Here is a 26,649-nt window from a genome sequence, read left to right as displayed (position 1 = left end):
GGATGTGACGGTTGCGTGACGATGGAGGAGGGTCGAATCAGCTCATGCCATACACCCGATCCCCGGCCAAACACAGAACAAATGTGGGAGCTGGCTTGCCTGCGATAGCGGTGGGTCAGGCAATCGAGCTTTAACAGACAGACCGCTATCGCAGGCAAGCCAGCTCCCACACTTTAAGCCGAGGTCAATTCAGCTCATTTGTTCGCTTAAAACCGCTCTGAACCCCGGTTTACGGGCCTTTGCGCCGATTCCTGTCACAGAACCGTCATCCCTCACCCCTAGCGTGCCCTTCCAGTTGCCGGGCCTCTTGCCTGGCGCCAACGGATTCTTGGGGAGGATTGCATGTACAAGCGCACCGGGCTCGTCAGCTTCACGCTTACTGCCTTGGCCCTGGCGATTGCCAGCGAGCGGCTCAATGCGGCCGAAGTGGCCAACACCGAGCACGTCGAAGTGGTCGGCCAGGCCGCCGCCATTGACCAGGCGCTCAAGGAGCAGCGCAGCTCTGACACCATCAAAAGTGTGGTGCATGCCGACGGCGTGGCCCAGTTGCCGGATGAAAACGTCGCCGAAGCAGCGCAGCGCCTGCCGGGCATCAGTGTGGAGCGTGACCAGGGCGAAGGGCGTTTCGTCAGCGTGCGTGGCCTGGGCCCGGACCTCAACAGCGTGACCATCAACGGCACCCTGGTGCCGGCCCCGGAGAGTGCGCGACGTGCCGTGGCCCTGGATGTGCTGCCGTCGGAGCTGGTGCAGTCGCTGTCGGTGATCAAGACCCTCACCCCGGACATGGACGCCAACTCCCTGGGCGGTACGGTCGATGTGCAAAGCCTCTCGGCCTTCGACCACAAGGGCCTGTTCTACACCGGCAGCACCGAAGCCAGCTACGACAAGAACTCCAGCCAGACCAGCCCGAAATTCTCCGGCGCGGCCAGTAACCGTTTCAGCCTCGGCGATGGCATCGACAACTTCGGCGTGGCCGCGGCGCTGAGCTGGCAGAAGCGTGACTTCGGCTCGGACAACGTCGAGACCGGTGGCGCCTGGGACTTCACCGACGGCGCCAAGCTCAACGAATTCGAACAGCGCGACTACGACATCAGCCGCGAACGTGCCGGGGGCGGCCTGAACTTCGACTACAAGCCGGATGACCTCGGCAGCTACTACCTGCGCACCCTGTACAGCCGCTACAAAGACACCGAAACTCGCAACGCCGCCAGCATCGAATTTGCCGACCCACAGGCCGCCGGCGAGCTGGGCGATGCCGAAGCCAAGCGCAAGCTGAAAAACCGCGAAGAAACCCAGGAGATCCAATCCTACGTGTTCGGCGGTGAACGCATGTTCGGGCTGTGGACCTTGAGCGGCCAGGCCGGCTACAGCCAATCCAGCGAAGACAGCCCGGCGCACATCGCCGGCGCCACCTTCGATGGCGGCGACTTTGCCAACAGCGGCTTCTATGACAAGGACAAGCCACGCCCGATCATCGGCAGTGGCTTATACGACGCGCGCAATTTCACCCTCGACAAAGTCGATTGGGAAAAACAGAACACCAAGGACACCGAGAAAAACCTGCGCCTGGACCTGGCCCGCGACTACGACCTGAGCGGCTATGCCTCCCAAGTGAAGTTCGGCGGCAAGGTCAGCCGCCGCAACAAGGACAACGACCTGGAAGCCTGGGTCTACGAAGACTTCGACACCCTTGGCTTTACCGACGAACAGCTCAACCTCACGCAATTCCAGAAGGGCAGCGTCGACTATCGCCTCGGCCACTACGGCCCGGGCATCAGCCCCAGTGCGATCAAGCAGCTGATCGGCAGCCTCAACCCGGCAGACTTCTATGACGAGACCGAATCCCGGGTCAACGATTTCACCATTCGTGAAGACATCAACGCCGGCTACCTGATGAACACCGTCGATATCGACGACTGGCGCTTCATCGCCGGCCTGCGTTACGAAGGCACCGAGTTCGAAGCCAAGGGCACCGGTGCCACCGATGGCGTGTTCACGCCCACCGAGACCAAGCGCCGCTATCACCACTGGCTGCCGGGCCTGCATGCGCGCTATCAGATCGACAAGAACACCCAGGTGCGTGCGGCGTGGACCAAATCCGTGGTGCGCCCGACCTTCGGTCAATTGGCGCCGGGTTTTGTCATCGACGATGACGAGGCCACCTTCGGCAATCCGGACCTCAAGCCGCTGGAATCGAGCAACCTCGACCTCGGCATCGAACACTTCATGGGCCGCGCCGGCACCGTCTCGGCGTTCGTGTTCTACAAGGACATCAAGAACTTCGTCTACAACACCGACCTGGCCGGCACCGGCGCCTGGACCAACTTCGCCGAGGCGCATACCTATGCGAATGGCGACAGCGCCAAGCTCTATGGCCTGGAACTGGCCTACTCACAGAAGTTCGACTGGCTGCCCGCGCCGTGGAACGGCCTGCTGATCGGTGCCAACACCACGTTCAGCCGTTCCAGCGCCGACATCGAAGGCTTCGACAGCGCCAGCGGGACGAACCGCAAACGCAATATCAGCCTGCCCAACCAGTCCGACACCGTCGGCAACCTGATGCTCGGTTGGGAAGATGACACGCTCAGCCTGCGCTTGTCGGCCAACTACAAATCGGCCTACCTCTACGAACTGGCCTCGATCAACGACAAGGCCCATGACCTGCACGTCGACGCGCAGACCTTCGTCGACTTCAGCGCGCGTTACTCGCTGACCAAGAACCTGCAAGTCAGCTTCGAGGCCCAGAACCTCACCGATGAGTCGTACTTCGTCTACACCGGCCACCGCAGCTACAACGGCCAGTACGAAGAGTACGGCCCCACCTACAAGCTGGGCCTGACCTTCACTCATTTCTAAGCACCAACCCCGATTTGAATGTGGGAGCTGGTTTGCCTGCGATGCAGACACCTCGCTGTTTCAGGCAGACCCCGTCGATGCCGTCGCAGGCAAGCCAGCTCCCACAGTAGATCTCCAGTGTTTTCAAAGGATTTGCTTGTTCATGAGAATTTCCAAGTTGTATTTGCTGATTGCTTTAGCTACCTGTGGTCAAGCCATGGCCGCCGACCTGGCGCTGGTCCCTTGGGCGCCAAACCTGAATGCCGAAGCGGTGGCCTTCCTACCTGGCGGCACCCAACGCCTGGTCGCCAGCACCCGCGACGGCCTGCAATTGCTCGACAGCAAAGGCGCGGAACTGGCCCGCTTCAAAGGCAGCTTCAGCAGCCTCGACACCCGTACTGCAGGCGCCAAGATGCTCGTTGCCAGCCTCGATAACGACCGCCAGCAAGCCTTGCTGATCAGCCTGGATGCGTCCACCAAGACCTTTGGCCAGCCGCTGTACCTGCCCACCCGCGACTACCCGGTGAACGGCCTGTGCCTGTACCGCGACGGGACGGCCAATCTGTTTGTGTTCCTGGTGGGTGAAGAGGGCAAGGGCGAGCAGTGGCTGGTGGGTAACGGCTCGACCTTGCTCCGCGAACCGCAGCGCGTACGCGGCCTGCCGTTGCCGCCGTCGGCGCAGTTCTGCCAGGTGGACGACGCCACCCAACAGTTGGTGGTGAATGAAGAAAACGTCGGCTGGTGGGCCTACCCGGCGCACCCGGAGGCTGAGGTAAAACGCACGCCCGTGGCGCTGTTTGACAATCCCAAGCGTGAAGCCGGGGCCATGGCACTGGTGCCGGGCGGCATGGTGGCGCTCGATCCCAAGACCGCCCAGTTGCACCTGTTCCAGCACACCGGCAAGCGTTGGGCAGAACAACCGAGCCTGACGCTGCCAGGTCTCAAGGAGCCGGAACAACTCTCGGTCAATGGCCAGCAACTGCTGGTGCGTGACGACGACAGCGGCAAGCTCTATCAAGGCACATTCGAGTGGAAGGCCAAGCCTGTGCCGGTCGAGCCCGTGCTGGCTGAAGTCGCTGCGCTGCGCCAGACCGACCCGGTCGGCCGCCAGGGCGATGCGGCGGATGACCCGGCGATCTGGATTCATCCCGCGCAGCCGGAAAAAAGCCGCGTGCTCGGCACCAACAAGAAACAAGGCCTGCTGGCCTACGACCTCGACGGCAAGCTGCTGCAGGAACTGGCGGTCGGCCGCCTCAACAACGTTGACGTACGCCCCAACTTCAAGCTCGGCGCAACCACCGTCGACCTGGCCGTGGCGAGCAACCGCGATCACAACAGCCTGAGCCTGTTCAGCATCGACCGCCAGAGCGGCGAACTGCGTGAAGCCGGTGAAGTGCCCACGCCGCTCAAGGACATCTATGGTATCTGCCTGTTCCAACCCGCCAGCGGCGAGATCTACGCGATTGCCAATGGCAAGGACGGCACCTTCCTGCAATACCGCCTGAGCGCACCGGACGGCCGTGTGCAGGGCGAGTTGGTGCGCCGGTTCAACGTCGACAGTCAACCCGAAGGCTGCGTGGCCGACGACCAGCGCCAGCGCCTGTTCATTGGCGAGGAAGACGTCGGCGTCTGGGCAGTGGATGCACGTGCCGACCAACCGGCCACGCTCACCAGCGTGATCAAGGTCGGCCCGCAACTGCATGCGGATGTCGAGGGCCTGGCGTTGTATCAGAGCGAAAACCGCGACTACCTGGTGATCTCCAGCCAGGGCAACGACAGCTACCTGGTAGTGGATGCCGAACCGCCGTTTGCCACCCACGGTGCCTTCCGCGTCGGCCTGAATGCCGCTGCCGGTATCGACGGCGCTTCGGAAACCGATGGCCTGGAAGTCACCGCCATCAACCTCGGCGGCCCGTGGAGCCAAGGCATGCTGGTGGTGCAGGACGGGCGCAAGCGCATGCCCGAGCAGACCCAGAACTTCAAGTTCGTGCCGTGGGCGGATGTCACCCGCGCGCTGAAGTTGCCGTGAACCGTCATCACCCGGTCATCACTTTTTAATCGAATAGGAGATCAATCATGCACGCGACGATGGAACATATGACGATCTGGGGACTGATCAGCGATGCCAGCTTGTTGGTCAAGGCCGTGATGGTCACTTTGCTGCTGGCGTCCTTGCTCAGCTGGTACCTGATCATCCAGCGCGGCAGTGTGCTGCGGCGTCTGGAACGCCAATTGAACGGCTTTGTGCAGCGCTTTCGTGCCGCTGCCGACTTGCAGCCGCTGTACCGCGACACCGTGCAGGCAGGCGAGGGCGGCATTGCGCCGATCTTTATCGCCGGCGTGCAGGAATACCAGCACCTGCACAGCCATGATCCGGCCGTGCTGGAAGGTGTCGAGCGTGCCTTGCAGGTGGCGATCACCGAACAGGAAATCGAGCTGGAAAAGGGCCTGCAGTTCCTCGCGACCGTAGGGTCGGTGAGCCCTTACATCGGCCTGTTCGGCACCGTGTGGGGGATCATGAACTCCTTTATCGGCTTGTCCCAGGTACAGCAGGCCACGCTGTCCACCGTGGCGCCGGGCATCGCCGAAGCATTGATCGCCACGGCCATCGGCCTGTTTGCCGCCATCCCGGCAGTGATCGCCTACAACCGCTTCGCGGCACGCGGCCAGACCTTGCTCATCCGCTACTACGCCTTTGGCAATGAATTGCAAGTGCGCCTGCACCGCACCTTGCGCGGCACACCGCTCAACCTGGCCGTGGCCGCCTGAACAAGGAGCAGACCGATGTTGACCAGGCCGCAACGCAAGCACGGGCCCAAGGCCGAGATGAACGTGGTGCCCTACATCGACGTGATGCTGGTGCTGCTGGTGATCTTCATGGTCACCGCGCCGATGCTGACCCAGGGCGTGAAGATCGAACTGCCCAAGGTCGCCGCCGAGGCGCTGACCACCGACACCCGCCAGCAGATCCTCACGCTGTCGGTGAAGGCCGACGGTGGTTACTACTGGAACCTGGGCGGCGAACTCGACACCCGGCACCAGACCGACAGCGCCGTGAGCCTGGATGAAATGGGTGCCAAGGTCATGCAAGTGGTGGCGGCGCACAGTGATACCCAGGTGTACATCCGCGCCGACGACAACGCCGGATACGGCAAGGTGGTAGCGGCCATGGCGGTGTTGCAGAAGGGTGGTGTGAGCAACCTGGGGCTGGTGACCGAGGCCCCGCAATGACGGCGATGATCATGCACAGTCCAACGTTGACGATGACGCCACGGGGGCCGTCCGGGTTCTGGAGAAACAGCTTTGCGGCGAGCCTGGCGGTGGCACTGCACGTCGGTGTGCTGGCAGCGTTGATGCTGGGGTGGTCGACGGCACAAACGCCGGTGGAAGCGCCCAGGGTGATGCACACCCAGTTGGTGATGATGCCGGCTGCGCCAGCTCCCGCACCCGCACCTGAGCCGGTGGCTGTCACACCCCCGGAGCCCGTCGTGGTTCCTGCACAGGTACCGGTGAAGCCCACTGTTGATCCACAGATCCAGGCGCAGAAGCTCGAGAAGGCCGCCTTGGCACGCAAGCGCGTCGAGGAAAAGAAGCTCGAGCAGCAACAGGAACGACTGGCCACTGAACAGCGCAACCGTGAGCTGGAACAACAGCGTGTTGAGCAGCAGCGCTTGGCCGCTGAAAAAGCGCGAGCCGCGACATCCGCTCCGGTACCGGCGTTTGACAGCCGCCAATACCAGCCCTTGAGCAAGGAAGCGCCCGACTACCCCGAGCGCGCCCTGGACAAGAACATCGAAGGCGATTGTTCGGTGGAGTACACCGTGAACATCCAGGGGCGCGTGGAAAACCCCCGGGTGCTGGAGGGCTGTCACCCGTTGTTCATGCGGCCTTCACTGGCGGCGGCGAACACCTTTCGCTACCAGCCGAGGGTGGTGGATGGCAAGGCTGTCCCCGTACCGGCGGTGCGCAACACCTTCCACTACCGCATCAAATAACCCCCGTAGGAGCCGGCTTGCCGGCGATTGGCCTTTGAGCCTGGTGGTGATCATGAGGACGCCATCGCCGGCAAGCCCGCTCCTACACGGGGGTACTCGCCAGGTTATGGAGTTCAAGTCCGGCCACATACCGCTCCAGATTCGCCAGAAACGTATCGGCAATCTCATTGCGGCTATTGGTGGAAATCGCTGACGTATGCGGCGACAACCTCACCCTCGGGTGGGTATACAACGGATGCCCATCCGGCAACGGCTCCGGCTCGGTCACGTCCAGCGATGCCAGCCCGATCTGCCCGTTATCCAGCGCTTCCAACAGCGCCTCCTGATCCAGCAACCCGCCCCGCGCGATGTTGATCAGGTGCAGCCCAGGCTTGGCGCTGCCCAGCACATCGCGGTTGATGATGTGCCGCGTGGACGCGGTCAGCGGTGCGGCCACCACCAGGTGGTCGGCGCGGGCGAACAGGTCGTGGATGTCCTTGGCGGCTTCCACCCCCGTGCTGAACGGCGCCGGGCTTTGGCGCAGCGCCACCACGTTGATCCCCAGGGCCAGGGCCTTTTGCGCCAGGCTTTCGCCAATCGCACCAAACCCGAGGATGCCCAGCGTGGTGCCCTTGAGCGGGCGCAACGGGGTGAAATGCCATTGGGCGTCCTTCACCCAGATATCCGGCAAATGTTTGGAGGCGGCAAAGATCGCCGCCAAGGCAAACTCGGCGAGGTTGTCGGCCGCGCTGCCGCGTGAGGTGGTCACCGGTGGGCCGTTGAACAGCCACTGCGGGTAAAAGTCGATGCCCGACGACACCAGGTGCACCCACTGCGCGCCGTAAGGCCAGCCCGGTGGCGGCGTGTCCGGGGCGGTGTAGCCACGTACGTTGATCGGGCGCAGCAACAGGATATTCGCCTGGGGCGGCAGGTCGCTGGGCACGCCTGCGGGTACGCCGATCACTTGGGCGGCGGGGTGGATCGAGGCGAGGCGCTGGCGGATCACGTCGTTGTAATCTTCGTCCAGCTGGCTGGCAATAATCACCTGACTCATGTGCGTTCCTTCTGGCGTTGGGCGAAGACCGTCTTGCCGACGCCTTGCAGCACCGCATCGTTCTGTGGGGTATGCACGCGACTGCACAGCACGTCGCGGTAATGCCGTTGCAATGGGTTGTGGCGTGACAGGCCAGGGTTACCCGAGGCCTCGATGGCCAGCTCCACGGCACGGATGGCGTTGTTGGTCACCAGGTACTTGAGTTGCGCGGCATTGGCCGCCGGGGTGTGGCCTTCGGCGGCGGCGTCGAGCAGGCTGCGGTTGGCAAACAGCAGGGTGTCGATATGGCCGACGGTTTCCTGGAAGCGCGGCAGCGTCGACAGCGCTGCGCCGAGGTTGGACGGTTTGCGCTCTTCCAGCCAGTTCACCAGCCAGTCCCGCGCAGCCTGGGCCACGGCGTCATACACCGAGGACAGCAACACCGACATCCACAGGAAACCCTCGCCATCCAGCTCCGGCGACGGCGCGCTCCACGGGCTGACGCTGACGGCGTGGTCGAGCGGCACGAGCACGTTGTCGAGCACCACTTCGTGGCTGCAGGTGGCGCGCATGCCCAGGTGGTCCCAGGTGTCGATGATGGTCACGCCGGGGCTGTCTTTCGGCACCAGCCAGGCACCCACCAGCGGGTCGGTGTCATCACTGCGGCCCCACACACTGAACCAGCTCAGGCCGTGGCTGCCGGTGGAGTAGATCTTGCGCCCGCTGATGCGCCAGCCTTCGGCGGTGCGCACGGCAATGGTCGCCGGCAGCCCGCCACGGGCCGGTGTGCCGAGGTCGGGCTCGACGCGCAGGGCGTTGATCAACGCGCCGTTGCGCACCGCGTCTTCGGCCACTTGCGTGCGCAGGTGCGCCGGCCAGGTCTTGCTGTCTTGCAGGCGCGTGTGTTGCAAGTACTGCATCACCAGGATCAGCGCGGTGGAAGGCTCGCCCTTGGCTATCGCGCTGATCGCCTTGCGCGCCTGGGGCAGGCTGGCACCGCCGCCGCCCAGGGCCTTGGGCACGGTGAGGGCGACCAGGCCGTGTTCGTGCAGCCGTTTGAAGTTGGCATGGGGAAAGGCGCCGCTCTCGTCATAGACGTGCGCGGTGCTGGCCAGCTCCGCGCTGAGGCGTTCGAGCAGGGCTTCGAAGTTGGCGACTTCCACGGAGCGCAAGGAAGGTTGCGAGGATTGGCTCATGGTTGTTTCACTCGGTCGATAGGTAGACACCCGCCCCCTGTAGGAGCCGGCTTGCCGGCGATAGCGATCTTGAAGACGCCATCGCCGGCAAGCCGGCTCCTACAGGGGATCGGGGCTTAGATGGCCAGTCTTACGGGCTGTTGGCCCAGCAGTTGCTCCACTCTTTGCAACACCGGCTCAGCTTCGGTGCGCACCAACCAATCCGGGCTGACGTCCACGAACGCCACCGTGCCGTCCCTGGCAATCACCACCACTGTCGGTTGCGGCAGTTCCCAGGTACCGGTGCCGGTGGTTTCACCGATAGGGTTGCCCTTGGCCAACGCGGCATTGCGTGACGCCTCGTCGAAACTGTAGAGAATGCCCAGGCGGCGTCCGAGGTTGTTGTCGGGGTCACTGGCCACCAGCAGTTGCAGGTTGTGGCGGGTCTTGATCTCCACCAGGCGCTCGGGCACTTGCGGGCTCACCGCCACCAGCGGCACCCCCAGTTCGCGCAGGCGTGGGTAGAGTCGGCGCTCGTAATAGGGCAGGGCGATGTTGCACGCCGGGCAGCCGGCAAAGCGGAAGAACACCAGCACCGCCGGGCCGTCGGCCAGCAGCAGCTCGCGGTTCAGTTCGCGGCCTTCCACCGTGAGCAGGGTGAACGGGTCGAGTTCGTCGCCGACCTGTACGTAGTCGTCGGGCCGTGCTTCAGCCACCAGGCGCTGGCGCTGGTCGATATTGACCTGCAACGCCGCAGGCGCCCAGGTGGCCACACGCTCGGCGTGCAGATCGGCCAACTGCCGGTTGAGGGATTCACTCATGCCAGTGCCTCCTGTTTTTCTTCAACCTCGGCGTCGACGCTGTAGCGGTTCGCAGGTACGTCCAGGCTCAGGTTGTCGCGCAGGGTATGGCCGCTGTATTCAGTGCGGAACAGGCCACGCTGTTGCAGCACCGGTACGACCAGTTCGGTGAAGTACTGCAGGCCATCCGGCAGTACCGAGTTGATGATGAAACCGTCGCTGGCACCGGTCTCGAACCAGGTCTGGATCGCGTCCGCGACTTGCTCCGGGGTGCCGACGAAATCACGTTTTGGCCGGGAGAAACGCAGGGCCACTTCACGCAGTGTCAGGCCTTCGTCCCTGGCCAGTTGCTTGATGCGGTCGGAGCCGCCTTTCTGACTGTTGGAGCCTAGGTCGCCGAGTTCCGGGAAGGGCGCGTCCAACGGGTATTTGCTGAAGTCGTGATCGTTGAACGGGCGGCCAAGGGCGACGATGGCATCTTCCACGGTGACCAGCTCCACGGCCTGCTGATAGCGGCTTTCCACTTCGGCCTGGTCGCGGCCGACGATCGGGCGAATGCCCGGCAGGATCGACAGGCTGTCCGCGTCGCGACCAAAGCCTTTGGCGCGGCGTTTCAGGTCCTGGGAATACGCCAGGCCTTCCTCGATGCTGTCCACATGCACAAAGATCGCATCGGCGTTTTCCGCTGCAAAGTTGCGGCCGTCTTCCGATGTGCCGGCCTGGAAAATCACCGGTTGGCCCTGACGCGATCGCGCGATGTTCAGCGGGCCCTTCACGGAGAAGAACTCGCCCTTGTGGTTCAGCGCATGCAGTTTGCTCGGGGTGAAGAACTCGCCGGTTTGCTTGTTGTAGGCAAAGGCGTCGTCTTCCCAGGAATCCCACAGGCCCTTGACTGCGTTCACGTGTTCCTTGGCGATGCGGTAACGCACGGCATGCGGTGGGTGTTCGGCCTTGCCAAAGTTGTCGGCGGTGCCGCTCAGCCACGAAGTGACCACGTTCCAACCGGCGCGGCCGCCGCTGATATGGTCCAGGGACGAGAACTGGCGCGCCACCTGGTAGGGCTCGGTGTAGCTGACAGTTACGGTCGCCACCAGGCCGATGTGGGAGGTGACCGCAGCGAGCGCCGAGAGGATAGTCAGCGGCTCGAAACGGTTGAGGTAATGCGGGCTGGATTTGGCGTGGATATGCAGGCTGTCGGCGATGAACACGAAGTCGAACTTGGCGGCTTCGGCCAGTTCAGTCTGTTGCTTGTAGAAACCGAAACTGGTGCTGGCATTCGGTTGGGCATTCGGGTGGCGCCATTCGCCCCAACCGTGGCCGACGCCGTGAACCATGGCGCCCAATTTCAAGTGGCGTGGCTTGGATTGTTGTGACTTGCTCATGTTCTGCTCCTGTTAGCGCGAGGCTTGCTGGGAAAGTTGGACACGCTTGGCGTTGAAGCTCTTGTCGAAGCCCTGTGACACGTCGATGTGCTTGGTCAGCAGGCCTTCTTTTTGATAGGTGTCGGCGGTCGCTTGCAGGCCGCTGATCACCGAGTCGTCGATGGCGACCGGAGTCAGGTGGGTGTCCTTGGCCACTTCCACGTGCACTTCCAGTGGCAGGCCGGTGATCCTGGCCTGGGCGGCGGCGTATTCATTGGGGTGGGTGTTGGCCCACGCATAAGCGCGGTCGAGGCGGGCGACAAAGTCGTCCAGTTGCGGACGCTTGTCGGCGATGGCCTGGCTGGTGGCCGCGAGGTACAGGTGGTTACTCAGCAGCTTGTTGCCGCTGATCAGCACGCGGGCCTGGCTTTGCGAGGTGACCACGGTGGTGTACGGGTCCCAGGTGGCCCAGGCGTCGGCGGTGCCGTTATCCAGCACCAGGCGCGACTCGCTCGGCAGCAGGAAAATGAACTGCACATCCTGGGTGGTCAGGCCGGCAGTGGCCAGGGCCTTGATTGCCAGGTAATGACCGATGGAGCCGCGCCCGGTGACGATCTTCTTGCCCTTGAGGTCGGCGACGGTCTTGATCGGCGAATCCTTGGGCACCAGCAGTGCGGTGGTGTTGCGCCCTTCGGCGTGGATGATGCTGACCACCTTGAGCGCCGCACCGGCACCGAGGGCGAACACGTACGGCGCATCCCCGAGGGCACCGATGTCCACGGCGCCGGCATTCAGTGCTTCACCCAGGGGCGAGGCGGAGGGGAACTCCGACCACTGGATGTCGTAAGGCACGTTTTTGGTTTCGCCGGAGACTTCCAGCAGCGCCTTGATCGTGGATTTCTGGTTGGCCACTCGCAGCGGTTGCAGGTCGGCGGCGTGGGCACCACCGGTCAGGCCGAGTGCGAGGGCGGTGCCCAGGAGCAGGCGTTTGAAAGGGGTGGTAAAGACCATGGGATGCAGGCTCCAGGCAGATCGAAAGAAAGTTCGGCTACCTCCGCCTGGAGAAGGGGTCGGTGAGGGGTTAACGTTATGCCCATAAAAACTCGCTGTGAAGTTCTTTTTGGTTATATGTTAATTATTAAAATATTTGATTATGTGTGATTTGATTATTCACTAATTGCATTTGGTGGGGTGCTGCGGGCGAGCGCAAAGATGCCACCCATGCGCCAGTGCTCGTTGCGGTGGGCGGGGTCATCGGCCCATTCGTCCCAGCCGGAGTCGCGGCGGTATTGGCCGAGCAGCCCGGCTTCGCGCACCGCCACCGGGTCGGGATGACGCAGCTGGTCGACGTCCGGGTCGACATACAGCGCGTCGCTGCTGCAATACAGCTCGCACATGAAGCAGGTCTGGCAGGCCTGCTGTTCGGTGATCACGGGTTTGCCCAAGGCGTCGGTGACCAGCACATTGGTGGGGCAGACGGCGACGCATTGGCCACAGCCGTTGCACAGGTCGGAGTAGATCAGTTCGAGCATGGTTGAATCTCCCGTCAGGGGTGTTTTTTGTGGTGAGCAGGGCAGCGTGCTCACCACAGAGGTCCTCAGGTCATGGCGGCAACAGGGTCGAAACGCGCTTGCACCTGGCCCACGCCAGACAGGCGCAAATGCGCGTCAAACTGCGGGTGCTGCCCCGGCGTATCGCTGCGCTGATGCATGCCGCGACTTTCCTTGCGCAGCGCGGCGGCGGTGTAGCACCAGCGGGCGGTGGCGGCCATGGCGGCGGTTTCGCGGGCGCGCAGTGGGGTGTCGGCGCAGGGCGGGCCGGCGCTGATCCGGTCCCAGACGTTATCCAGCTCCCGCAATGAGCGTTGCAGTTGATCGCCGCTGCGAAACAGGTTCTTGTCCAGCGGATGGACCTCGGCCTGGATACGTTGAATCAGCTCGGCGCTACCTCCAGCCGCGCCGTCAAAGCCGCGCAGTGCGCCGTGATACGCCGCCTTCTGGCGTGCCAGTCGCGCCGCGCCACGCCCGGCCCACTGCCCGGTGGACAAGGCCCACGCCGAGTTCTGCGCGCCGCCCCCCGATGTCGCCCCCGCAATCGGCTCACGGCTGGCGGCATCGCCGGCCGCGAATACGCCGGGCACACTGGTCTGGCAATCGTCATCCATCACCCGTAGCCCGCCGACGCCCCGGATGGTGCCCTCGGGATGCAGGGTCACGGCGAACCGCTGCCGATAGGGATCGACCCCACGGCGGTCAAACGGCAGCATCAGGTTGGGCTGGATACTGGGCAGTTGCGCGCGGATGTCGGCCGGCACGCGATTCAGGCGGCAATACACCGGGCCATTGAGCAGCGCCCTGGCCAGGTCGTCGGTAAAGCGTGGGCCGGTGGCAATGTTCAGCGGCCGATCCGCCGCATCGAAGTACTCGCCGAAGCTGTACACCATCGAGCGGGTCATGCTGCTGTCCGCCGCTGCGATGCAGTAGTAGTTGGAAAACTCCATGCCCGACAGTTCGGCGCCGGCTTCAGCCGCCATCAGGTAACCGTCGCCGGTGTTGGTATGGCTGCCCAGCAGGCGTGACAGGAACGCACAGCCGCCGGTGGCGAGCACCACCGCGCCGGCGCGGATCGACCAGTCGCCCCCTGCCTGGCGTCGCCAACCGCGTGCGCCGACCACTGTACCGTGGTCGTCGCGCAGCAGCTCCAGCGCCGGGTGGTGATCCAGAATCGTCACGCCACTGTCCAGCACCCGACGGCGCAGGCCGCGCAGGTACTCGGGGCCGCGCAGGCCACGGTATTGGGTTTCGCCGCGTTCGTTCTGCGGGAACGCGTAGTAGTCGCTCAAGCCGGGCAGGCTGGTCCAGGTGGTGTCGATGGCGCGCGCCATCCAGCGCGCATCGGCCAGGCCGTAGGCGCTGGCCAGGCGTTTGTCGATCGCGGCTTCGCGGGCGCCGGGCGCCACCCACCAGTGTCCGGGCCCGGCAGTGGCGGTGACGCCGCTGGTGCCGCAGTAACCTTTGTCCACCAGGATCACCTTGACCCCTTCACGGGCCGCGGCGACAGCGGCCCAGGTGCCTGCCAGGCCGCCGCCGACGATCAATACATCACAACTCAAGTCAGTCATCGCAACGCCTCAGAAGTTGTACGCCAGGCGCGTGTAGTAATACGCGCCGCCAAAGCCGAACGGCGAGAACTGCCCGTATTCATACCCGCCGGCCCAGTCCTTGATGCCTTTTTTGTCGGGGTAGACGTTGAACAGGTTGTTGGCGCCCAGGGCCACGGTGAAGTGCTTGGTGATGTCGTAGGCGGCGTCGACGTCGCTGATCCATTTGGCGCTGAACGTGCGATCGTTGATCGGGTTGTTGTCGCCTTCGGTGTAACTGCCGAAGCGGGTCAGCGCCAGGTTGAGGGTGTAGGCGGTGACCTTCCAGTTGGCCGCCAGGATCAGTTTCGATTGCGGCGTGGCGACGGTCAGGTCCTTTTGCAGGCGGCGGTCGAAGATCTGGTAGCCGGAACCCAGGCTGGCCAATTTGGCCGGGGTGTCCTGGAGCTTTTCGATCTTGGTCTGGTTCCAGTTGTAGGCCAGGCTCCAGCGCACTTGCCCGTACTGGTCCAATTGCTGGCGGTATTCGTTGATGATGTCGATGCCACGGGTGCGGGTGTCCACCGCGTTGGTGTAGTACTGCGCATACAGGCCAGGGGACAAGCCGTTGGCGACCAGGATCTGCGACACCGCCGGCCCGCCGAGCAGGCTGGTGGAGACGATGCGATCACGAATGCCGATCTGGTACAGGTCGGTGGTCAGGCGGTAGTTCTGTGTGGGTTCATAGGTGAAGCCGAAGCTGTAGTTGAGCGACTTCTCGGGCTTGAGTTTTTCCGCCCCCAGCGCTTGCGCTTCGGCGGTGTCCACCGGTAGCACCTTGACCGGCACCGAGACCTGCTGGCCGTTGACCACACCACCGGAGGTGAAGGTGGACGATGCGTAAATCGTCTGGGCCAGCGACGGTGCTCGGAAGCCATTGTTGATCGTGCCGCGCAGGGCAAATTCAGGCGTGAGCTTGAAGCGCGTCGACAGCTTGCCGCTCCACGTGCTGCCAATGTCCTGGGTGTAGCGTTCGTAGCGCGCGGCGGCGCCAATGTACCAGCGGTCGGTCACGTCCAGGCCCAGGTCGACATAGCTGGCGACGTTGCTGCGGCTGATCTCGCCGGCATCCGCCGTGCTGGTGCCGTTGTACGAAGCCAGACCCGGCAGTGGCGTTTGCCCGGCGAACGGGCCGCTGGGCAGCACGTAATTGCCTGGCGTGTAGGAGGCGTAGTCGCCAGCCTCGATCTGGTATTTCTCCCAGCGGTACTCAAAGCCGAATGCGGTTTGAAGTGGGTGGGCGAGGCCGATATCAAAGCTGCGGCTGAGGTCGAGGTTGTTGGTCCACTGGTCGAAGATCTGCGAGGCCAGGTTGAACGACGTCGGGCTGGTGGGCCCCAGTGACGGGTTCAGCGTGTTGTTGGCATTGAGGGTGGAATCGTCTTCGCCCCAGGTGGAACTGATGTCGTAATCCCAGCCGCCGACCAGGCCCTTGAAGCCCCCGGCGACCTGGAAGTCCTGGGTGCGGTTGCGCCGTTGTGCGTGGATGCCATCGGGGTAGGGCGTGTTCGGGTCGCCGGCCAGGGAGGTGATTTCGTTGGGGCGATAGTTGCCGGTGACCTTGGTGGTTTCCATGTAGCTGGCGGTGGAGAACGAGTAGAACTTGAGGGCGTCCTGCAGCGGCAGTTCGAGGTTGTAGCTGGCGTTGGTGACCTTTTCGCGGCCCAGGCCGTAGCTGGGGTTCCAGCCGTGGCGGTTGACTGTCTGGTCGCGGCTGTCGGGTGCGGCGGCGGTGCCGTACAGGCGGCCGGTGGCGCTGCCGGTGCGGTCGAAGGGCTCCTGCTCCTTGCTGTCCAGCGCCAGGTTGGCGAAGCCGTCGTTGGGCAGGGACAGCCCGTAGTTGACGGTCTGGTGCACGGTGTCGCCGTCGCCCGCGCCATAGCGGCCGAACGAGGTTTCGGCGCTGCCGCCGCTGTCGTTTTCCTTGAGGATGATATTGATCACCCCGGCAATCGCATCCGAGCCGTACTGGGCGGACGCGCCGTCGCGCAGCACTTCGATATGGTCGATGGCCGACACCGGGATCAGGTCCAGGTTGACCGGCACGGCTGCCGTGCCGATGCGCGCCAGGTTGTTGATCAGCGCGGTGTTGTGGCGGCGCTTGCCGTTGACCAGCACCAGCACCTGGTCGCCCGACAAGCCGCGCATGGTCACGCCGCGCACCGACCATGACGTGCCGCCGCCGTTGATGGCTGGCAGGTTGAAGGAGGGCAGCAGGCGCGCGAGCAATTCCTTGAGGCCGACCTTGCCGCTGGCTTGCAGCTGTTCGGCGCTGATCACGTCGATGGGCGAGGGGCTGTCGGCAATGGTTCGGGCCTGGTTGCCACGGTTGCCGGTGACCACCACGGTGCCGAGGGTTTTGTCCGGGTCTTCGGCTTGGGCCGGAAGGCTCACCGCGAGCAGGCTGAGGGCGGCTGCGCAGTAATGGAAACGCGTTGACGTCATGACGAATTCCTGAAAAAAGACAGGCACACGAATTCCTGTAGGCGCGAGCCAGCTCGCGCCTACAGGGAGAACGAAGGGGATCAGGCCGCGTTGGCCGCTCTTACCCGGTGCGGAATATCGTCATAGGCAATCAGCACCCGTTCCATGCGACGTGGGTAGTCGCCGTAGTTGTAGACCGGGTAGTGCAGGGTGGAGCGGTTGTCCCAGAACGCCACCGAACCGGGGCGCCATTTGAAGCGCACCTGGTGTTCCGGCTTGTTGAATTCCAGCAAGAGACGGTCGATCAACTGCTTGCTTTGCTGGGGCGTCCAGCCGATCACCGACGGGTTCTGCGAGAAGTTGATGAACAGGCCGTCTTCGCCGGTTTCCGGGTGGGTACGCACCAGCGGGTGGGCGAGGATCGGGTAGTCGTAGCCGACCTTGTCCAGCGCCTTCTTGAAGTCGTGCACCACGTGCAGGTTGTCGATCTCGGCGCGCAGTTCATCCGGCAAGGCGCGGTACACGGCACCGGCGTCGGCCCACAATGTATCGCCGCCGACCTCCGGCAAATCCACTGCACGCAGCACCGCGCCAAGGGTGGGTTGCAGCAGCCAGCTGGTGTCGGTGTGCCAGCGGCCGCTGATGCGCGGGCCGTAGAGCTTGCGTTCGTCCTGGGCTTCGATCAGGTGCGCGTGCGGCAGGGTCGGGTCGTTCTGCTGGGTGGTGGGGTGCACGTACAGCTCGCCGAATTCCTTGGCGAAGGCGATCTGTTGTTCGGTGTTGATCGCCTGGTCGCGAAAGAACAGCACCTTGTGCTTGAGCAGCAGTTGGCGCAGTTCATCGCGCAAGGCGACGGTGAGTGGCTGGCGCAGGTCGATGCCGGCGATTTCGGCGCCGATGGTGGGTTCCAGGCGGGTGATATGCAGGGTCATGCGGGTGTCCTCTCGTGTGTGGGTTCAGCCTCCGCCTGGAGAGGGGTCGGATGTAAAGCCTGCACCGGGTGTGGGTACAGGCAGGTTGGGGGATTTCAGATCACGTAGAAACCGTGGGTGCCGTCGCGGGCCAGTTGGTCGACCAGGCCGAATTCCCAATCCAGATAGGCCTGCATGGCTTCCTTGGGATTGTCGGTGCCCTCGTACGGGCGGCGGTAGCGGTCGATGCGCGGCGAGGCCAGGTGGGTTTCACCTTCTTCCAGCGGCAACTGCGCGTTGATCCAGCCAGCGGTGCCGTCCTGCAGCAGGAACACTTGCTTGCCGGTGATGGCTTCGACTTCGGCCACCGCCAGGCGCGCCAGTTGGCTGCTGCCGCAGGTCAGCACGTAGCGTTGGGCGGCGGGTGCCTTGGCCAGGGCCTCGGGCAGTTGCGCACGCAGTACCCACCAGGCGCCGGGGATATGGCGCTTCACGTAGTTGGCGCTGGCAGTGAAGTCCAGTACTACGGTGTCGCCGTGGGCCTGCCATTCGGCGAGGGTATGGGGGCTGATCAGTTCGGCCTGGAGCGGTGCCGGCACCGGCGCGACCCAGGCACCTTGCTCGCTGAAGTGCGCCGGTTGCAGGTCATCCAGTACATGCACTTCCCAGCCCAACTGGGCCAGCCAGGATGCAGACATGTTCGCGCGCACGCCATCATCGTCCGCCAGCACCAGGCGTGCACCGCGCACGCTGGCGACATGGTCGGTTTCCTGCACCAGTTGCCCGCCCGGAGTGGAGCGCGCGCCCGGCAGGTGACCGGCTTCGAATTCTTCCGGGGTGCGTACATCGAACAGGTAGGTGGTACGGGTTTTTTCCTGCTGCCAGGCGTGCAGGTCGGCCAGGGTGGCACGGCCCACGCGCGCCTTGTCGGCGACGCGGCGCGCCTCCACGGCGGCGACCTGGCGGTGTTCTTCGGCGGTCGGTGCAAAGCGCCGTGCTTGGCCATGGGCAAGCGTTTGCCCGGCCAGGGTCCAGCCGATGGTGCCGTTACGCAGGGCCGAAACCGGGTTGGCCACACCGGCATTGATCAGCGACTGGGTACCGATAATGCTGCGGGTACGCCCGGCGCAGTTGACGATGATACGGGTAGCCGGGTCCGGCGCCAGTTCGCGGGCGCGCAACACCAGTTCGGCGCCCGGCACACTGATGCTGGTGGGAATGCTCATGGTCTGGTATTCGTCGAAACGCCGCGCGTCGAGCACCACCACATCGGCCTGGCTGTCGAGCAGGGCCTGCACCTCTTCGGCGGCCAGGGACGGCGTGTGCCGCTCGCTCTCGACCAATTCGCCAAACGCCTTGCTCGGTACGTTGACGTCGATGAACAGCTCGCCACCGGCCTTGCGCCAACCGTCCAACCCACCTTCGAGCAAGCTGACGCGGGTGTAGCCCAACTCGGCCAGGCGCTCGGCGGCGCGGGCGGCCAGGCCTTCGCCGTTGTCGTAGACGGTGACCTCGGTATCGCGCCGTGGAATGCGCGAATACACCTCCAGTTCCAGTTTGGACAACGGAATGTTCGCGGCAAACAGTGGGTGGGATTCGGCGAACGGCGCTTCTTCGCGCACGTCGACCAGGGCGACTTCTTCATGGTCCAACAGGGCCTGGCGAATCTGGGCGAAGCTGCGGGTGGATACGGTGGTCATAGGGCAGGGCTCTTTTCTTTGGACAAATCCCAGATATTCGGGAGGAAGGCGTTGGAATAACCGGAGATAAACAGTTTCTCGCTGCCGTCGGGCTGGTACACCGCGCGGCGCACCGCACCAATATTGGCGCCGTACACATGGATGCTGATGGACACCTGGTCGCTGTGGGCATTGCTCACCTGGTGGATGTCACCGACCTTGGGCGACACGGCCTCCACCTGGCCCGGCACCAACTGGATCGGCTTGCCTTCGGCAATCAGGCTGCCATCGGGAGCGCGTTCAAAACCTTGGGAGAACTCCGAGCCACGTAACATCCCGATCAATCCCCATACGCGATGGTCGTGGATCGGCGTGCTTTGCCCCGGCCCCCACACAAAACTGACGATGCTGAAACGCTGGCGCGAATCGGCATGCAGCAAGAACTGCTGGTAGCGCTCGGGGTCAGGTTGGGCGTATTCATCGGGGAGCCAGTCATCATGGCTGACCAGTTGCGCCAGTAGCTTGCCGCCACGGTGCAGCAGGTCGCCTTCGCGTGGATTGCCGTCGATCAATTCCGCCAGGGCGCCTATGAAGGCTCTGAGTCTCTCGGGGTGTCGGGCCTGGGTCATGACAATTCCATCGTGTGGTCGGTGGTGAAGGGTTTATCTAAGCATAATGTTTATAGTTAATATGCTATTTTTTAATGATTAGCTTATAGCTGAAGGTAATTTAGAACCGGTCTGAATAGCGTTAGACGTTATCGATCACAGGGTGGGCTATCCAGACCGCTTTCCTGCAACTATGCTTCGCACACATCTTAATGACTGTTCTCTATGTGCGGCCCAAATGAAAATTGACGATATCGATGCCTTTGTCGAAGTGATTCGTTGCCAGTCCATCAGCCATGCCGCCGAGTCGTTGCAACTGACCCAGCCGGCCATCACCCGCCGCGTGCAGAACTTCGAGCAGGCGCTGGGCGTGGAGCTGTTCGACCGCAATACCAAGCCCCTCAAGCCTACGCTGATCGGCACCCGTGTCTACGAACAGTGCCGGCTGATCCTGCGCGAGATGGACGCCCTGCGCGAGCTGGTGGCCACCGACGCACCGCCCACCGGCCTATTGCGCCTGGGCGTGCCGCAGACCATCGGCGACGTGGTGCTGCTGGATGCGCTCAAGCACCTGCGCAGCGAATACCCCGAGCTGCGGGCCCAGGTCGCCACGGGCTGGGGCAGCCAGTTGGTGGGCAAGATCGAGCGCGGCGAGCTGGATGCAGCTGCAGCGTTGTTCCCGGCGGGCAAGATCTTCCCGGACAACATCATCGGCGAGTCCATCGGCAAGATGGAGCTGGTGGTGGTGTGCGCCAAGGCGCAGTTGCCGAAGAAGCCCTGCAAGCTGGCGGATGTGTACCAGAACGGCTGGATTCTCAACCCGGATGGTTGCGGCTTCCGTGCGGGCCTGCAGCGGACCTTGTCCGATCAGGGCCTGGCGTTGCGGGTCAACCTGGAAACCTTCGGCACCGAGCTGCAATTGGGCCTGGTGGCCGACGGCCTGGGCCTGGGGCTGGTGCCACGGCCGTTGCTGGAGCGCAGCGCCCACCGCGAGCAACTGGCGGTGATGCCCCTCAAGGACTTCAAGCCGGTGATGGATTTGTGGCTGATCTACCCCCACTTCCTGGGCAACCTGCAAGGGCCGGTGGATGCATTCGGCAAGCTGGTGGCCGCGTCCCTGCACAAAATCCGCAACGCCGCCTGACCCCAGAACACCCTCTCCCTGTAGGCGCCGGCTTGCCGGCGATGAGGCCCCCGAGATACGTGCATGGCTCAAGGGCGCCATCGCCGGCAAGCCGGGCTCTTGCAGGCGAATGCGGTGCTGTGATTGTTATGAAAAAAAATAATAATTAGCTTAGATTAAAATGTGCTTTTTATTATCTTTTTGCATCCCATAGGCTTGCCTGGAAGTCCTTAAGGCCATCCAGGAAGTTTTGCCATGAGCAGCGTCACCTCGATTTCCAGCGTTTCCAACACCGTTCGCCAACGCGTCACTCCGGAAGAATGGGAAGTGCGTGTCAAATTGGCCGCCGCCTATCGCCTGGCGGCCTTGTACAAGTGGACTGACCACATCTACACCCACTTCTCCGCCCGCGTGCCAGGCCCGGATGAGCACTTCCTGATCAACGCCTTTGGGCTGCTGTTCGATGAAATCAGCGCGTCTAACCTAGTCAAGGTCGACCTCGACGGCACCATCGTCGACGATCCCACCGGCCTTGGCATCAACTACGCCGGTTACGTGATCCACAGTGCCATCCACGGCGCACGCCACGACCTGCAAGCGGTGTTGCACACCCACACCCGCGACGGCATTGCGGTGTCGGCGCAAAAAGACGGTTTGCTGCCGATCTCCCAACATTCCATTGGCTTCTCCGGGCGCGTGGCGTACCACGGTTATGAAGGCGTTGCCCTGGACCTGGACGAGCGTGAGCGCCTAGTGGCGGACCTGGGCGACAAGAGCGTGATGATCCTGCGTAACCATGGCTTGCTGACGGCGGGTGTGAGTGTTGAGCATGCGTTTCAGCAACTGCAGCAGTTGGAGCGCGCGTGCAATATCCAGGTCGCGGCGCAGGCGGCGGGGAATGCGGAGTTGATCTTCCCGCCAGCGGAAGTGGTGGAGAAGGTCGAGCAACAGGCCAAGGTGTTTGCCAGCGGCGAAGGACCCGGCGTGGCCCGGCATTGGAATGCGTTGATTCGGCAGTTGGAGCGCAGTGATACCGACTACAAAAACTGAGCTTAATGTGGGAGGGGGCTTGCCCCCGATAGCGGTGGATCAGTCATACATGTGGTGACTGACACCCTGCTATCGGGGGCAAGCCCCCTTCCCACATTGGGTTTTGCGTTGTACTCAGGCTACTTGTTGTGCCTGTTTGCGTTCTGCGACCAGTTGGCGGGTGAGAGGGATCAGGCGCTTGCCGTAGTCAATCGCGTCACTCAGCGGATCAAACCCACGAATCAGGAACGTGGTGATCCCCAGGTCGTAGTAATCCACCAAGGCCTCCGCGACCTGCTCAGCGGTGCCGACCAGTGAGGTGGAGTTGCCCTGCGCGCCGAGCAACCCTGCAATCCCTGTCCACAAACGCTTGTCCAGCCGTGACCCTTGCGCCGCCGCTGCCAACAACCGGCGTGAGCCTTCATTCGGCGGTTCACGCCGAACAAAACCATTCTTCTCGGCCAGCTCGGTAGCCTGCTGCAGGATCCTGTCGGCCCTTGCCCACGCCAGCTCTTCGGTCTCGGCAAGGATCGGCCGCAACGACAAACTGAAGCGAATCGTGCGCCCATGCTTGGCCGCTTCGGCGCGTACCTGGGTCACGATCTCGCGCACTTGCTCGTAGGTTTCGCCCCACAGCGCATACACGTCAGCGTGTTTGCCCGCCACTTCGATCGCCGCTTTGGAGGAGCCGCCGAAATACAGTGGGATGTGTGGCTGCTGCGGTGATTTCACCGTGGAGTGCGCGCCTTCGACCTGATAGTAAGCGCCCTTGAAGTCGAAGGGCTGTTCGCTGGTCCATTCCTGGCGCACCACGCTCAGGTATTCGTCGGTGCGCGCGTAGCGCTCGTCCTTGCCGATGTGGCTGCCATCGGCACGCAGTTCACGGTCGTCGCCGCCGGTGATGATGTGCACCGCCGTGCGCCCGCCGTTGAACACGTCCAGGGTGGTGAACTGGCGCGCGGCCAAAGTGGGCTGGGTGAAACCGGGGCGGTGGGCGATGAGGAATTGCAGCTTTTTGGTCACGCTGGCGGCGTGTGAGGCGATCAATGTGCTGTCCGGGCTGTTGGAGTGGAAGGCCACCAGCGCACGGTCGAAGCCGGCTTCTTCGTGGGCGCGGGCCACGGTCTCGACGTAGTCGGGTTGCAGGGTAGGGCCGCTGCGTGGATGGATTTCGGAAGCGTGGTGGCCGCCAATGTAGCCGATGAATTCGATGCTCATGGTCTGTCCTTATCTTGGGCGTGGTCTTGTGCGGGATGGACACCTCCACCGGGCAGGGGTCGGTTATTCGCGTCCAAAGTAGGGGCAGGGGCCAGGGCTGTAAAATGCCGATTGGTTCTAACCTAATTATTAAAATGTTGAATCATGATTTGATTGATGTATCAGTAATTTGCATTTTGAGCGTATTAGGTTATTCCTAGAAAGACTTTCACGGCGGTTTTTTATGCGCTTAGCATGAACCCCATGGCGGCGCGCCCGGCCGTGACTTTCAAGGAAAAAAAGCCCGATGACCGAGACGCTCTCCATCAACAAGGTCGATGCTCAACCCAAGGTGGCGCGCAATTGGCGCACCCCGGATGCGGTGTTGCGGCTGGTCAGTCCCCTGGTGATAGTGCTGCTGTGGGAACTGGCCGCGCAATTGGGCTGGATTCCTTCACGGATCATCGCGGCACCCTCGCAGATCGGCGGCACGCTGTGGGCGATGATCGTTTCCGGGGAACTCGGCAAGCACTTGCTGGTATCCCTGCAACGCGCGCTGTTCGGCCTGAGTATCGGTGTGAGCATCGGCGTGGTGGCGGCGCTGATCAGCGGCCTGTCCCGGCGCGGCGAGGTGATCCTCGATTCGCCGATGCAGATGCTGCGCACCATTCCGTCCCTGGCGCTGGTGCCGCTGTTTATCCTGTGGTTCGGCATTGGCGAATTCACCAAGATCGCGCTGATCGTCACCGGCACCACGTTTCCGGTGTACCTCAACCTGTTCGCCGGCATCCGCAATATCGACCCCAAACTGATCGAGGCGGCCAACACCCTGGGCCTCAACCGGCGCGAGCTGATCTGGCATGTGATCCTGCCGGGCTCGTTGCCTTCGTTCTTCGTCGGCCTGCGCTACGCCCTGGGCATTTCATGGCTGGCCCTGGTGTTTGTCGAACAGATCAACACCACCGCCGGCATCGGCTTCCTGGCCAGTGACGCCCGCGACTTCATGCGCACCGACGTGATCGTGATCTGCCTGCTGATCTACAGCGTGCTCGGCTTGTTGATCGATGGCCTGATTCGCACCCTCGAACGCTTTGCCCTGGCCTGGCGCCCATCTTTTGTGAGGAACTGACATGTCGACGTTAGAAGCGCCCGTGCAACTGCGCAATGTGGTCCGCCAGTTCGGTCAGCAACGGGTCATCGATGGCCTGGACCTGGACATCGCCCCCGGTGAATTCGTGGCCCTGCTCGGGGCCAGCGGTTCCGGCAAGACCACCTTGCTGCGCAGTCTGGCGGGCCTGGACAGCATCGACAGCGGACAACTGCGCGTGCCCAGGGCGAGGGCGGCGGTGTTCCAGGAGCCGCGCCTGATGCCGTGGAAGCGCGCCTGGAAAAACGTGATCCTGGGCCTGCGCATTCCCGACGCCAAGGCACGCGCCGTGCAAGCGCTGACCGAGGTCGGCCTGGCCCATCGCCTGGAAGCCTACCCGGCGACCTTGTCCGGTGGCGAAGCCCAACGTGTTGCGCTGGCCCGTGGGCTGGTGCGCGAGCCCAAGTTGCTGCTGCTCGACGAGCCCTTCGCGGCGCTGGATGCCTTGACCCGCATCAAGATGCACCGGCTGATCATCGAACTGTGGCGCAAGCACACACCCGCGGTGCTGCTGGTGACCCACGATGTGGACGAAGCGATCCTGCTGGCCGACCGTGTGATCGTGCTGGCGGACGGCAGGATTGCCGAACAGCTGACGATTGATCTACCCCGCGCCCGTGACACCGGCCAGGACGGTTTCCAGGCGATTCGCGCACGGCTGCTGGGCCTGCTTGGCGTGGAAGTGGATACACCGGCAGCACGGCCGGCGGCGGTCAGCTTGCGTCGGGTCGCCCAAGGCTGACCATCGATAACGTTGTGTTTTCCCCTGCGCTGAGGTCTGATGGGCGCCGAAACGGGCACGTCAGGTTGAGGATATATGCGGGCAGAGCTTGCGCACTATGGCGGCATTACCGTCATGATTCCGGCCGCCATTATCATTGCGGTGTGGCTGAGGTATTCCAACCCTTGGGCACTTCGCGCCTGGGTAATAACCGTCGGCGTGACGTATTCGATTGTGGCGCTCAGCAAGTTGCTGTTCAAAGGTTGGGGCTTATCGTTTGAGCCGTTGGATATTGCCGTATTAAGTGGCCATGCCATGAATACATGCCTGATGCTGACCGTGGGACTCAGTCTTTTGGCGCGTCAGTTCAACCCGGCATTACGCTGGCCGGCAGCGGGGGCGGGGTTACTCGCCAGTGCCTGGTTCAGTGCTTATTGCGTGGCGCCTTACATCCATCCGCTGAATGAAGCGTTGGCCGGCGCAATACTGGGTGCTATCGCGGCGATTGCCTTCCTGTGGCGCATTGAACGCGCCGACATCAAGGTTGCCCCCTCGTTTATCGGCGTTGGCCTGGTGGTCTTGCTGGCCTGCGCACTGGTGCCCAAGTACAGCGCCGAGTTGCTGCTCAACCGCGTCGCCACCACCCTGTCAGGTGCCGATCAAGCCCATCAAGAGCCTTCCTGGCGGCTGGATGCGGCGCATGGAAAGGCCGAGTAAGTCACCAGGTCCAGCGCCCGGTTGCTGTCCACCATCAGTTCCAGCAACACCGTCTGCGCGTTGAGCCGCCGTATATCACCACGACGCCGCGCCTCCTTCATCTGCTTGAACAGCGTATGGGTGATCTGCAGCGGCGAACTGCCCTGCAACTGTTCCAGCCACCGGCTGATCGCCTGGGTATTGCGCCGATACTGCGCGCCCACCGCTGGCTCGGCGAAGCTTTCGAACATCCCCGTAAGCTTCCTCAGCGCATAACTGCGTATCAAATCATCCAACACGCTCATGGCCGCTCCTCGGTGCCGGAGATATTCGCCAGCAATTCAGCGGTCTTGACCTGCATGAACTGACTGTCCCCGCGACTTTCCACGCACAGGCACACCGACAGCGCATCACTGACCTGCAACTTGAAGCGCCAATCGGCAAACACCATCGACAACCCGGAGCAGGACTCGTCGATGTCCAGGGAGTTATCGCCATACAACACCTGCATGCGCTCGACGACACGGGTCGAGTTATTCACTTCGACATGAATATTTCCCGAAGAAGGAAATAGGCCAATACGCTCTACCAATAACTTTGAAGTGTTCATGGCCGTCCCTTGTTGTTGCTGTCAGGCGGCACTTTATTATGGGAAATAGGAAAAGTACTGGAATGTTATTTTTAGTCGGTTAATGCCACGATTGTTATTTTTTGTCTTGCGCGATAGATGGTCGATGTTTATCGGCTGTGGTCATAATTGCTCGGTCGTTAGTTACTCGTTATTTAAATAAGGTCAT

Annotated in this window: 24 protein-coding genes; 10 read left to right on the top strand and 14 right to left on the bottom strand. The window is 62.9% G+C overall.

The window, feature by feature from the left end:
• Positions 1–342: 342 nt before the first annotated feature.
• The 5 genes from BM70_RS0111870 (at position 343) to BM70_RS0111850 (ending at position 6,830) form a co-directional block, all read left to right on the top strand.
• The gene (locus tag BM70_RS0111870) at positions 343–2,856 is read left to right on the top strand and encodes a TonB-dependent receptor (RefSeq protein ID WP_025856229.1); all 2,514 of its coding nucleotides are present in this window, start codon (positions 343–345) and stop codon (positions 2,854–2,856) included.
• 142 nt (positions 2,857–2,998) lie between these two features.
• Positions 2,999–4,864, top strand: a complete 1,866-nt coding sequence (locus BM70_RS0111865) for a phytase (RefSeq protein ID WP_025856228.1) — start codon at positions 2,999–3,001, stop codon at positions 4,862–4,864.
• 47 nt (positions 4,865–4,911) lie between these two features.
• Positions 4,912–5,604, top strand: a complete 693-nt coding sequence (gene tolQ, locus BM70_RS0111860) for a protein TolQ (protein ID WP_025856227.1) — start codon at positions 4,912–4,914, stop codon at positions 5,602–5,604.
• A 15-nt stretch (positions 5,605–5,619) separates the two neighbouring features.
• Positions 5,620–6,066, top strand: coding sequence for a protein TolR (tolR, locus tag BM70_RS0111855; protein ID WP_025856226.1), 447 nt, complete (start codon positions 5,620–5,622; stop codon positions 6,064–6,066).
• Positions 6,063–6,830 (top strand): TonB family protein, encoded by a 768-nt coding sequence (locus tag BM70_RS0111850; protein WP_025856225.1) that lies wholly within the window; start codon positions 6,063–6,065, stop codon positions 6,828–6,830. The genes tolR and BM70_RS0111850 overlap by 4 nt, the downstream gene beginning before the upstream one ends.
• A gap of 82 nt (positions 6,831–6,912) precedes the next feature.
• Here BM70_RS0111850 and BM70_RS0111845 read toward each other — a convergent pair whose 3' ends face one another.
• From BM70_RS0111845 to BM70_RS0111795, 11 genes are all read right to left on the bottom strand, one after another.
• Positions 6,913–7,863 carry a D-isomer specific 2-hydroxyacid dehydrogenase family protein gene (locus tag BM70_RS0111845; RefSeq protein WP_025856224.1) on the bottom strand — a complete coding sequence of 317 codons (951 nt, stop codon included), beginning with the start codon at positions 7,861–7,863 and terminating at the stop codon, positions 6,913–6,915.
• Complete coding sequence (locus BM70_RS0111840; RefSeq protein WP_025856223.1) at positions 7,860–9,038, bottom strand: acyl-CoA dehydrogenase family protein; 1,179 nt, start codon at positions 9,036–9,038, stop codon at positions 7,860–7,862. Before BM70_RS0111840 ends, BM70_RS0111845 begins: the two co-directional genes overlap by 4 nt.
• A 116-nt stretch (positions 9,039–9,154) precedes the next feature.
• Complete coding sequence (locus tag BM70_RS0111835; RefSeq protein ID WP_025856222.1) at positions 9,155–9,838, bottom strand: peroxiredoxin-like family protein; 684 nt, start codon at positions 9,836–9,838, stop codon at positions 9,155–9,157.
• Positions 9,835–11,199, bottom strand: coding sequence for an LLM class flavin-dependent oxidoreductase (locus BM70_RS0111830; RefSeq protein ID WP_025856221.1), 1,365 nt, complete (start codon positions 11,197–11,199; stop codon positions 9,835–9,837). The genes BM70_RS0111835 and BM70_RS0111830 overlap by 4 nt, the downstream gene beginning before the upstream one ends.
• Before the next feature lie 12 nt (positions 11,200–11,211).
• A complete protein-coding gene (locus BM70_RS0111825; RefSeq protein ID WP_025856220.1) occupies positions 11,212–12,189 on the bottom strand; it encodes an ABC transporter substrate-binding protein in 978 nt (325 codons plus the stop codon).
• A 155-nt stretch (positions 12,190–12,344) separates the two neighbouring features.
• Entirely contained in the window at positions 12,345–12,710 is a 366-nt protein-coding gene (locus tag BM70_RS0111820) for a ferredoxin family protein (RefSeq protein WP_025856219.1), read from the bottom strand.
• A gap of 65 nt (positions 12,711–12,775) precedes the next feature.
• Entirely contained in the window at positions 12,776–14,299 is a 1,524-nt protein-coding gene (locus BM70_RS0111815) for an FAD-dependent oxidoreductase (RefSeq protein ID WP_025856218.1), read from the bottom strand.
• A gap of 9 nt (positions 14,300–14,308) precedes the next feature.
• On the bottom strand, positions 14,309–16,762 hold the full coding sequence (locus BM70_RS0111810; RefSeq protein ID WP_025856217.1) for a TonB-dependent siderophore receptor: 2,454 nt from the start codon (positions 16,760–16,762) through the stop codon (positions 14,309–14,311).
• 80 nt (positions 16,763–16,842) lie between these two features.
• Positions 16,843–17,673 (bottom strand): TauD/TfdA family dioxygenase, encoded by an 831-nt coding sequence (locus tag BM70_RS0111805; RefSeq protein WP_025856216.1) that lies wholly within the window; start codon positions 17,671–17,673, stop codon positions 16,843–16,845.
• A gap of 95 nt (positions 17,674–17,768) precedes the next feature.
• The gene (locus BM70_RS0111800; protein ID WP_025856215.1) at positions 17,769–19,352 is read right to left on the bottom strand and encodes a rhodanese-related sulfurtransferase; all 1,584 of its coding nucleotides are present in this window, start codon (positions 19,350–19,352) and stop codon (positions 17,769–17,771) included.
• A complete protein-coding gene (locus BM70_RS0111795; RefSeq protein WP_025856214.1) occupies positions 19,349–19,960 on the bottom strand; it encodes a cysteine dioxygenase in 612 nt (203 codons plus the stop codon). Before BM70_RS0111795 ends, BM70_RS0111800 begins: the two co-directional genes overlap by 4 nt.
• Before the next feature lie 217 nt (positions 19,961–20,177).
• Between BM70_RS0111795 and BM70_RS0111790 the strand changes: the two genes are divergently transcribed.
• Both BM70_RS0111790 and BM70_RS0111785 read left to right on the top strand, forming a co-directional pair.
• Positions 20,178–21,083 carry a LysR family transcriptional regulator gene (locus BM70_RS0111790; RefSeq protein ID WP_025856213.1) on the top strand — a complete coding sequence of 302 codons (906 nt, stop codon included), beginning with the start codon at positions 20,178–20,180 and terminating at the stop codon, positions 21,081–21,083.
• 234 nt (positions 21,084–21,317) lie between these two features.
• Positions 21,318–22,112 (top strand): class II aldolase/adducin family protein, encoded by a 795-nt coding sequence (locus BM70_RS0111785; protein WP_025856212.1) that lies wholly within the window; start codon positions 21,318–21,320, stop codon positions 22,110–22,112.
• A 114-nt stretch (positions 22,113–22,226) separates the two neighbouring features.
• Here BM70_RS0111785 and BM70_RS0111780 read toward each other — a convergent pair whose 3' ends face one another.
• Positions 22,227–23,309: an LLM class flavin-dependent oxidoreductase gene (locus BM70_RS0111780; protein ID WP_025856211.1), complete on the bottom strand. Its 1,083-nt coding sequence runs from the start codon at positions 23,307–23,309 to the stop codon at positions 22,227–22,229.
• Between the two features lie 286 nt (positions 23,310–23,595).
• On the opposite strand from BM70_RS0111780, the gene BM70_RS0111775 reads away from it, so the two are divergent.
• The 3 genes from BM70_RS0111775 (at position 23,596) to BM70_RS0111765 (ending at position 25,873) form a co-directional block, all read left to right on the top strand.
• Positions 23,596–24,417 (top strand): ABC transporter permease subunit, encoded by an 822-nt coding sequence (locus BM70_RS0111775; RefSeq protein ID WP_025856210.1) that lies wholly within the window; start codon positions 23,596–23,598, stop codon positions 24,415–24,417.
• 1 nt (position 24,418) lies between these two features.
• The gene (locus BM70_RS0111770; RefSeq protein ID WP_025856209.1) at positions 24,419–25,177 is read left to right on the top strand and encodes an ABC transporter ATP-binding protein; all 759 of its coding nucleotides are present in this window, start codon (positions 24,419–24,421) and stop codon (positions 25,175–25,177) included.
• 75 nt (positions 25,178–25,252) lie between these two features.
• Entirely contained in the window at positions 25,253–25,873 is a 621-nt protein-coding gene (locus tag BM70_RS0111765; RefSeq protein WP_025856208.1) for a hypothetical protein, read from the top strand.
• Here BM70_RS0111765 and BM70_RS0111760 read toward each other — a convergent pair.
• The gene (locus tag BM70_RS0111760) at positions 25,825–26,157 is read right to left on the bottom strand and encodes a hypothetical protein (protein ID WP_025856207.1); all 333 of its coding nucleotides are present in this window, start codon (positions 26,155–26,157) and stop codon (positions 25,825–25,827) included. The genes BM70_RS0111765 and BM70_RS0111760 overlap by 49 nt on opposite strands.
• Positions 26,154–26,462 carry a phosphomannomutase gene (locus tag BM70_RS0111755; RefSeq protein ID WP_256220892.1) on the bottom strand — a complete coding sequence of 103 codons (309 nt, stop codon included), beginning with the start codon at positions 26,460–26,462 and terminating at the stop codon, positions 26,154–26,156. The genes BM70_RS0111760 and BM70_RS0111755 overlap by 4 nt, the downstream gene beginning before the upstream one ends.
• Between the last annotated feature and the right edge of the window lie 187 nt (positions 26,463–26,649).

The sequence above is a fragment of the Pseudomonas sp. CHM02 genome (assembly GCF_000612585.1).
In the GTDB taxonomy this organism is placed as follows: Bacteria; Pseudomonadota; Gammaproteobacteria; order Pseudomonadales; family Pseudomonadaceae; genus Aquipseudomonas.
This window is presented reverse-complemented; position numbering and strand designations above follow the sequence as displayed.

Excerpts from the sequence above, each read along its gene's own strand:
- BM70_RS0111850 (WP_025856225.1), top strand. The coding sequence starts at position 6,063 with ATGACGGCGATGATCATGCACAGTCCAACGTTGACGATGACGCCACGG.
- BM70_RS0111845 (WP_025856224.1), bottom strand. The coding sequence starts at position 7,863 with ATGAGTCAGGTGATTATTGCCAGCCAGCTGGACGAAGATTACAACGAC.
- BM70_RS0111800 (WP_025856215.1), bottom strand. The coding sequence starts at position 19,352 with ATGACCACCGTATCCACCCGCAGCTTCGCCCAGATTCGCCAGGCCCTG.
- BM70_RS0111815 (WP_025856218.1), bottom strand. The coding sequence starts at position 14,299 with ATGACTGACTTGAGTTGTGATGTATTGATCGTCGGCGGCGGCCTGGCA.
- BM70_RS0111780 (WP_025856211.1), bottom strand. The coding sequence starts at position 23,309 with ATGAGCATCGAATTCATCGGCTACATTGGCGGCCACCACGCTTCCGAA.
- BM70_RS0111760 (WP_025856207.1), bottom strand. The coding sequence starts at position 26,157 with ATGAGCGTGTTGGATGATTTGATACGCAGTTATGCGCTGAGGAAGCTT.
- BM70_RS0111840 (WP_025856223.1), bottom strand. The coding sequence starts at position 9,038 with ATGAGCCAATCCTCGCAACCTTCCTTGCGCTCCGTGGAAGTCGCCAAC.
- BM70_RS0111835 (WP_025856222.1), bottom strand. The coding sequence starts at position 9,838 with ATGAGTGAATCCCTCAACCGGCAGTTGGCCGATCTGCACGCCGAGCGT.
- BM70_RS0111870 (WP_025856229.1), top strand. The coding sequence starts at position 343 with ATGTACAAGCGCACCGGGCTCGTCAGCTTCACGCTTACTGCCTTGGCC.
- BM70_RS0111790 (WP_025856213.1), top strand. The coding sequence starts at position 20,178 with ATGAAAATTGACGATATCGATGCCTTTGTCGAAGTGATTCGTTGCCAG.
- BM70_RS0111825 (WP_025856220.1), bottom strand. The coding sequence starts at position 12,189 with ATGGTCTTTACCACCCCTTTCAAACGCCTGCTCCTGGGCACCGCCCTC.
- BM70_RS0111785 (WP_025856212.1), top strand. The coding sequence starts at position 21,318 with ATGAGCAGCGTCACCTCGATTTCCAGCGTTTCCAACACCGTTCGCCAA.
- BM70_RS0111770 (WP_025856209.1), top strand. The coding sequence starts at position 24,419 with ATGTCGACGTTAGAAGCGCCCGTGCAACTGCGCAATGTGGTCCGCCAG.
- tolQ (WP_025856227.1), top strand. The coding sequence starts at position 4,912 with ATGCACGCGACGATGGAACATATGACGATCTGGGGACTGATCAGCGAT.
- BM70_RS0111810 (WP_025856217.1), bottom strand. The coding sequence starts at position 16,762 with ATGACGTCAACGCGTTTCCATTACTGCGCAGCCGCCCTCAGCCTGCTC.
- BM70_RS0111765 (WP_025856208.1), top strand. The coding sequence starts at position 25,253 with ATGCGGGCAGAGCTTGCGCACTATGGCGGCATTACCGTCATGATTCCG.
- BM70_RS0111830 (WP_025856221.1), bottom strand. The coding sequence starts at position 11,199 with ATGAGCAAGTCACAACAATCCAAGCCACGCCACTTGAAATTGGGCGCC.
- BM70_RS0111865 (WP_025856228.1), top strand. The coding sequence starts at position 2,999 with ATGAGAATTTCCAAGTTGTATTTGCTGATTGCTTTAGCTACCTGTGGT.
- BM70_RS0111775 (WP_025856210.1), top strand. The coding sequence starts at position 23,596 with ATGACCGAGACGCTCTCCATCAACAAGGTCGATGCTCAACCCAAGGTG.
- BM70_RS0111795 (WP_025856214.1), bottom strand. The coding sequence starts at position 19,960 with ATGACCCAGGCCCGACACCCCGAGAGACTCAGAGCCTTCATAGGCGCC.
- BM70_RS0111820 (WP_025856219.1), bottom strand. The coding sequence starts at position 12,710 with ATGCTCGAACTGATCTACTCCGACCTGTGCAACGGCTGTGGCCAATGC.
- tolR (WP_025856226.1), top strand. The coding sequence starts at position 5,620 with ATGTTGACCAGGCCGCAACGCAAGCACGGGCCCAAGGCCGAGATGAAC.
- BM70_RS0111755 (WP_256220892.1), bottom strand. The coding sequence starts at position 26,462 with ATGAACACTTCAAAGTTATTGGTAGAGCGTATTGGCCTATTTCCTTCT.
- BM70_RS0111805 (WP_025856216.1), bottom strand. The coding sequence starts at position 17,673 with ATGACCCTGCATATCACCCGCCTGGAACCCACCATCGGCGCCGAAATC.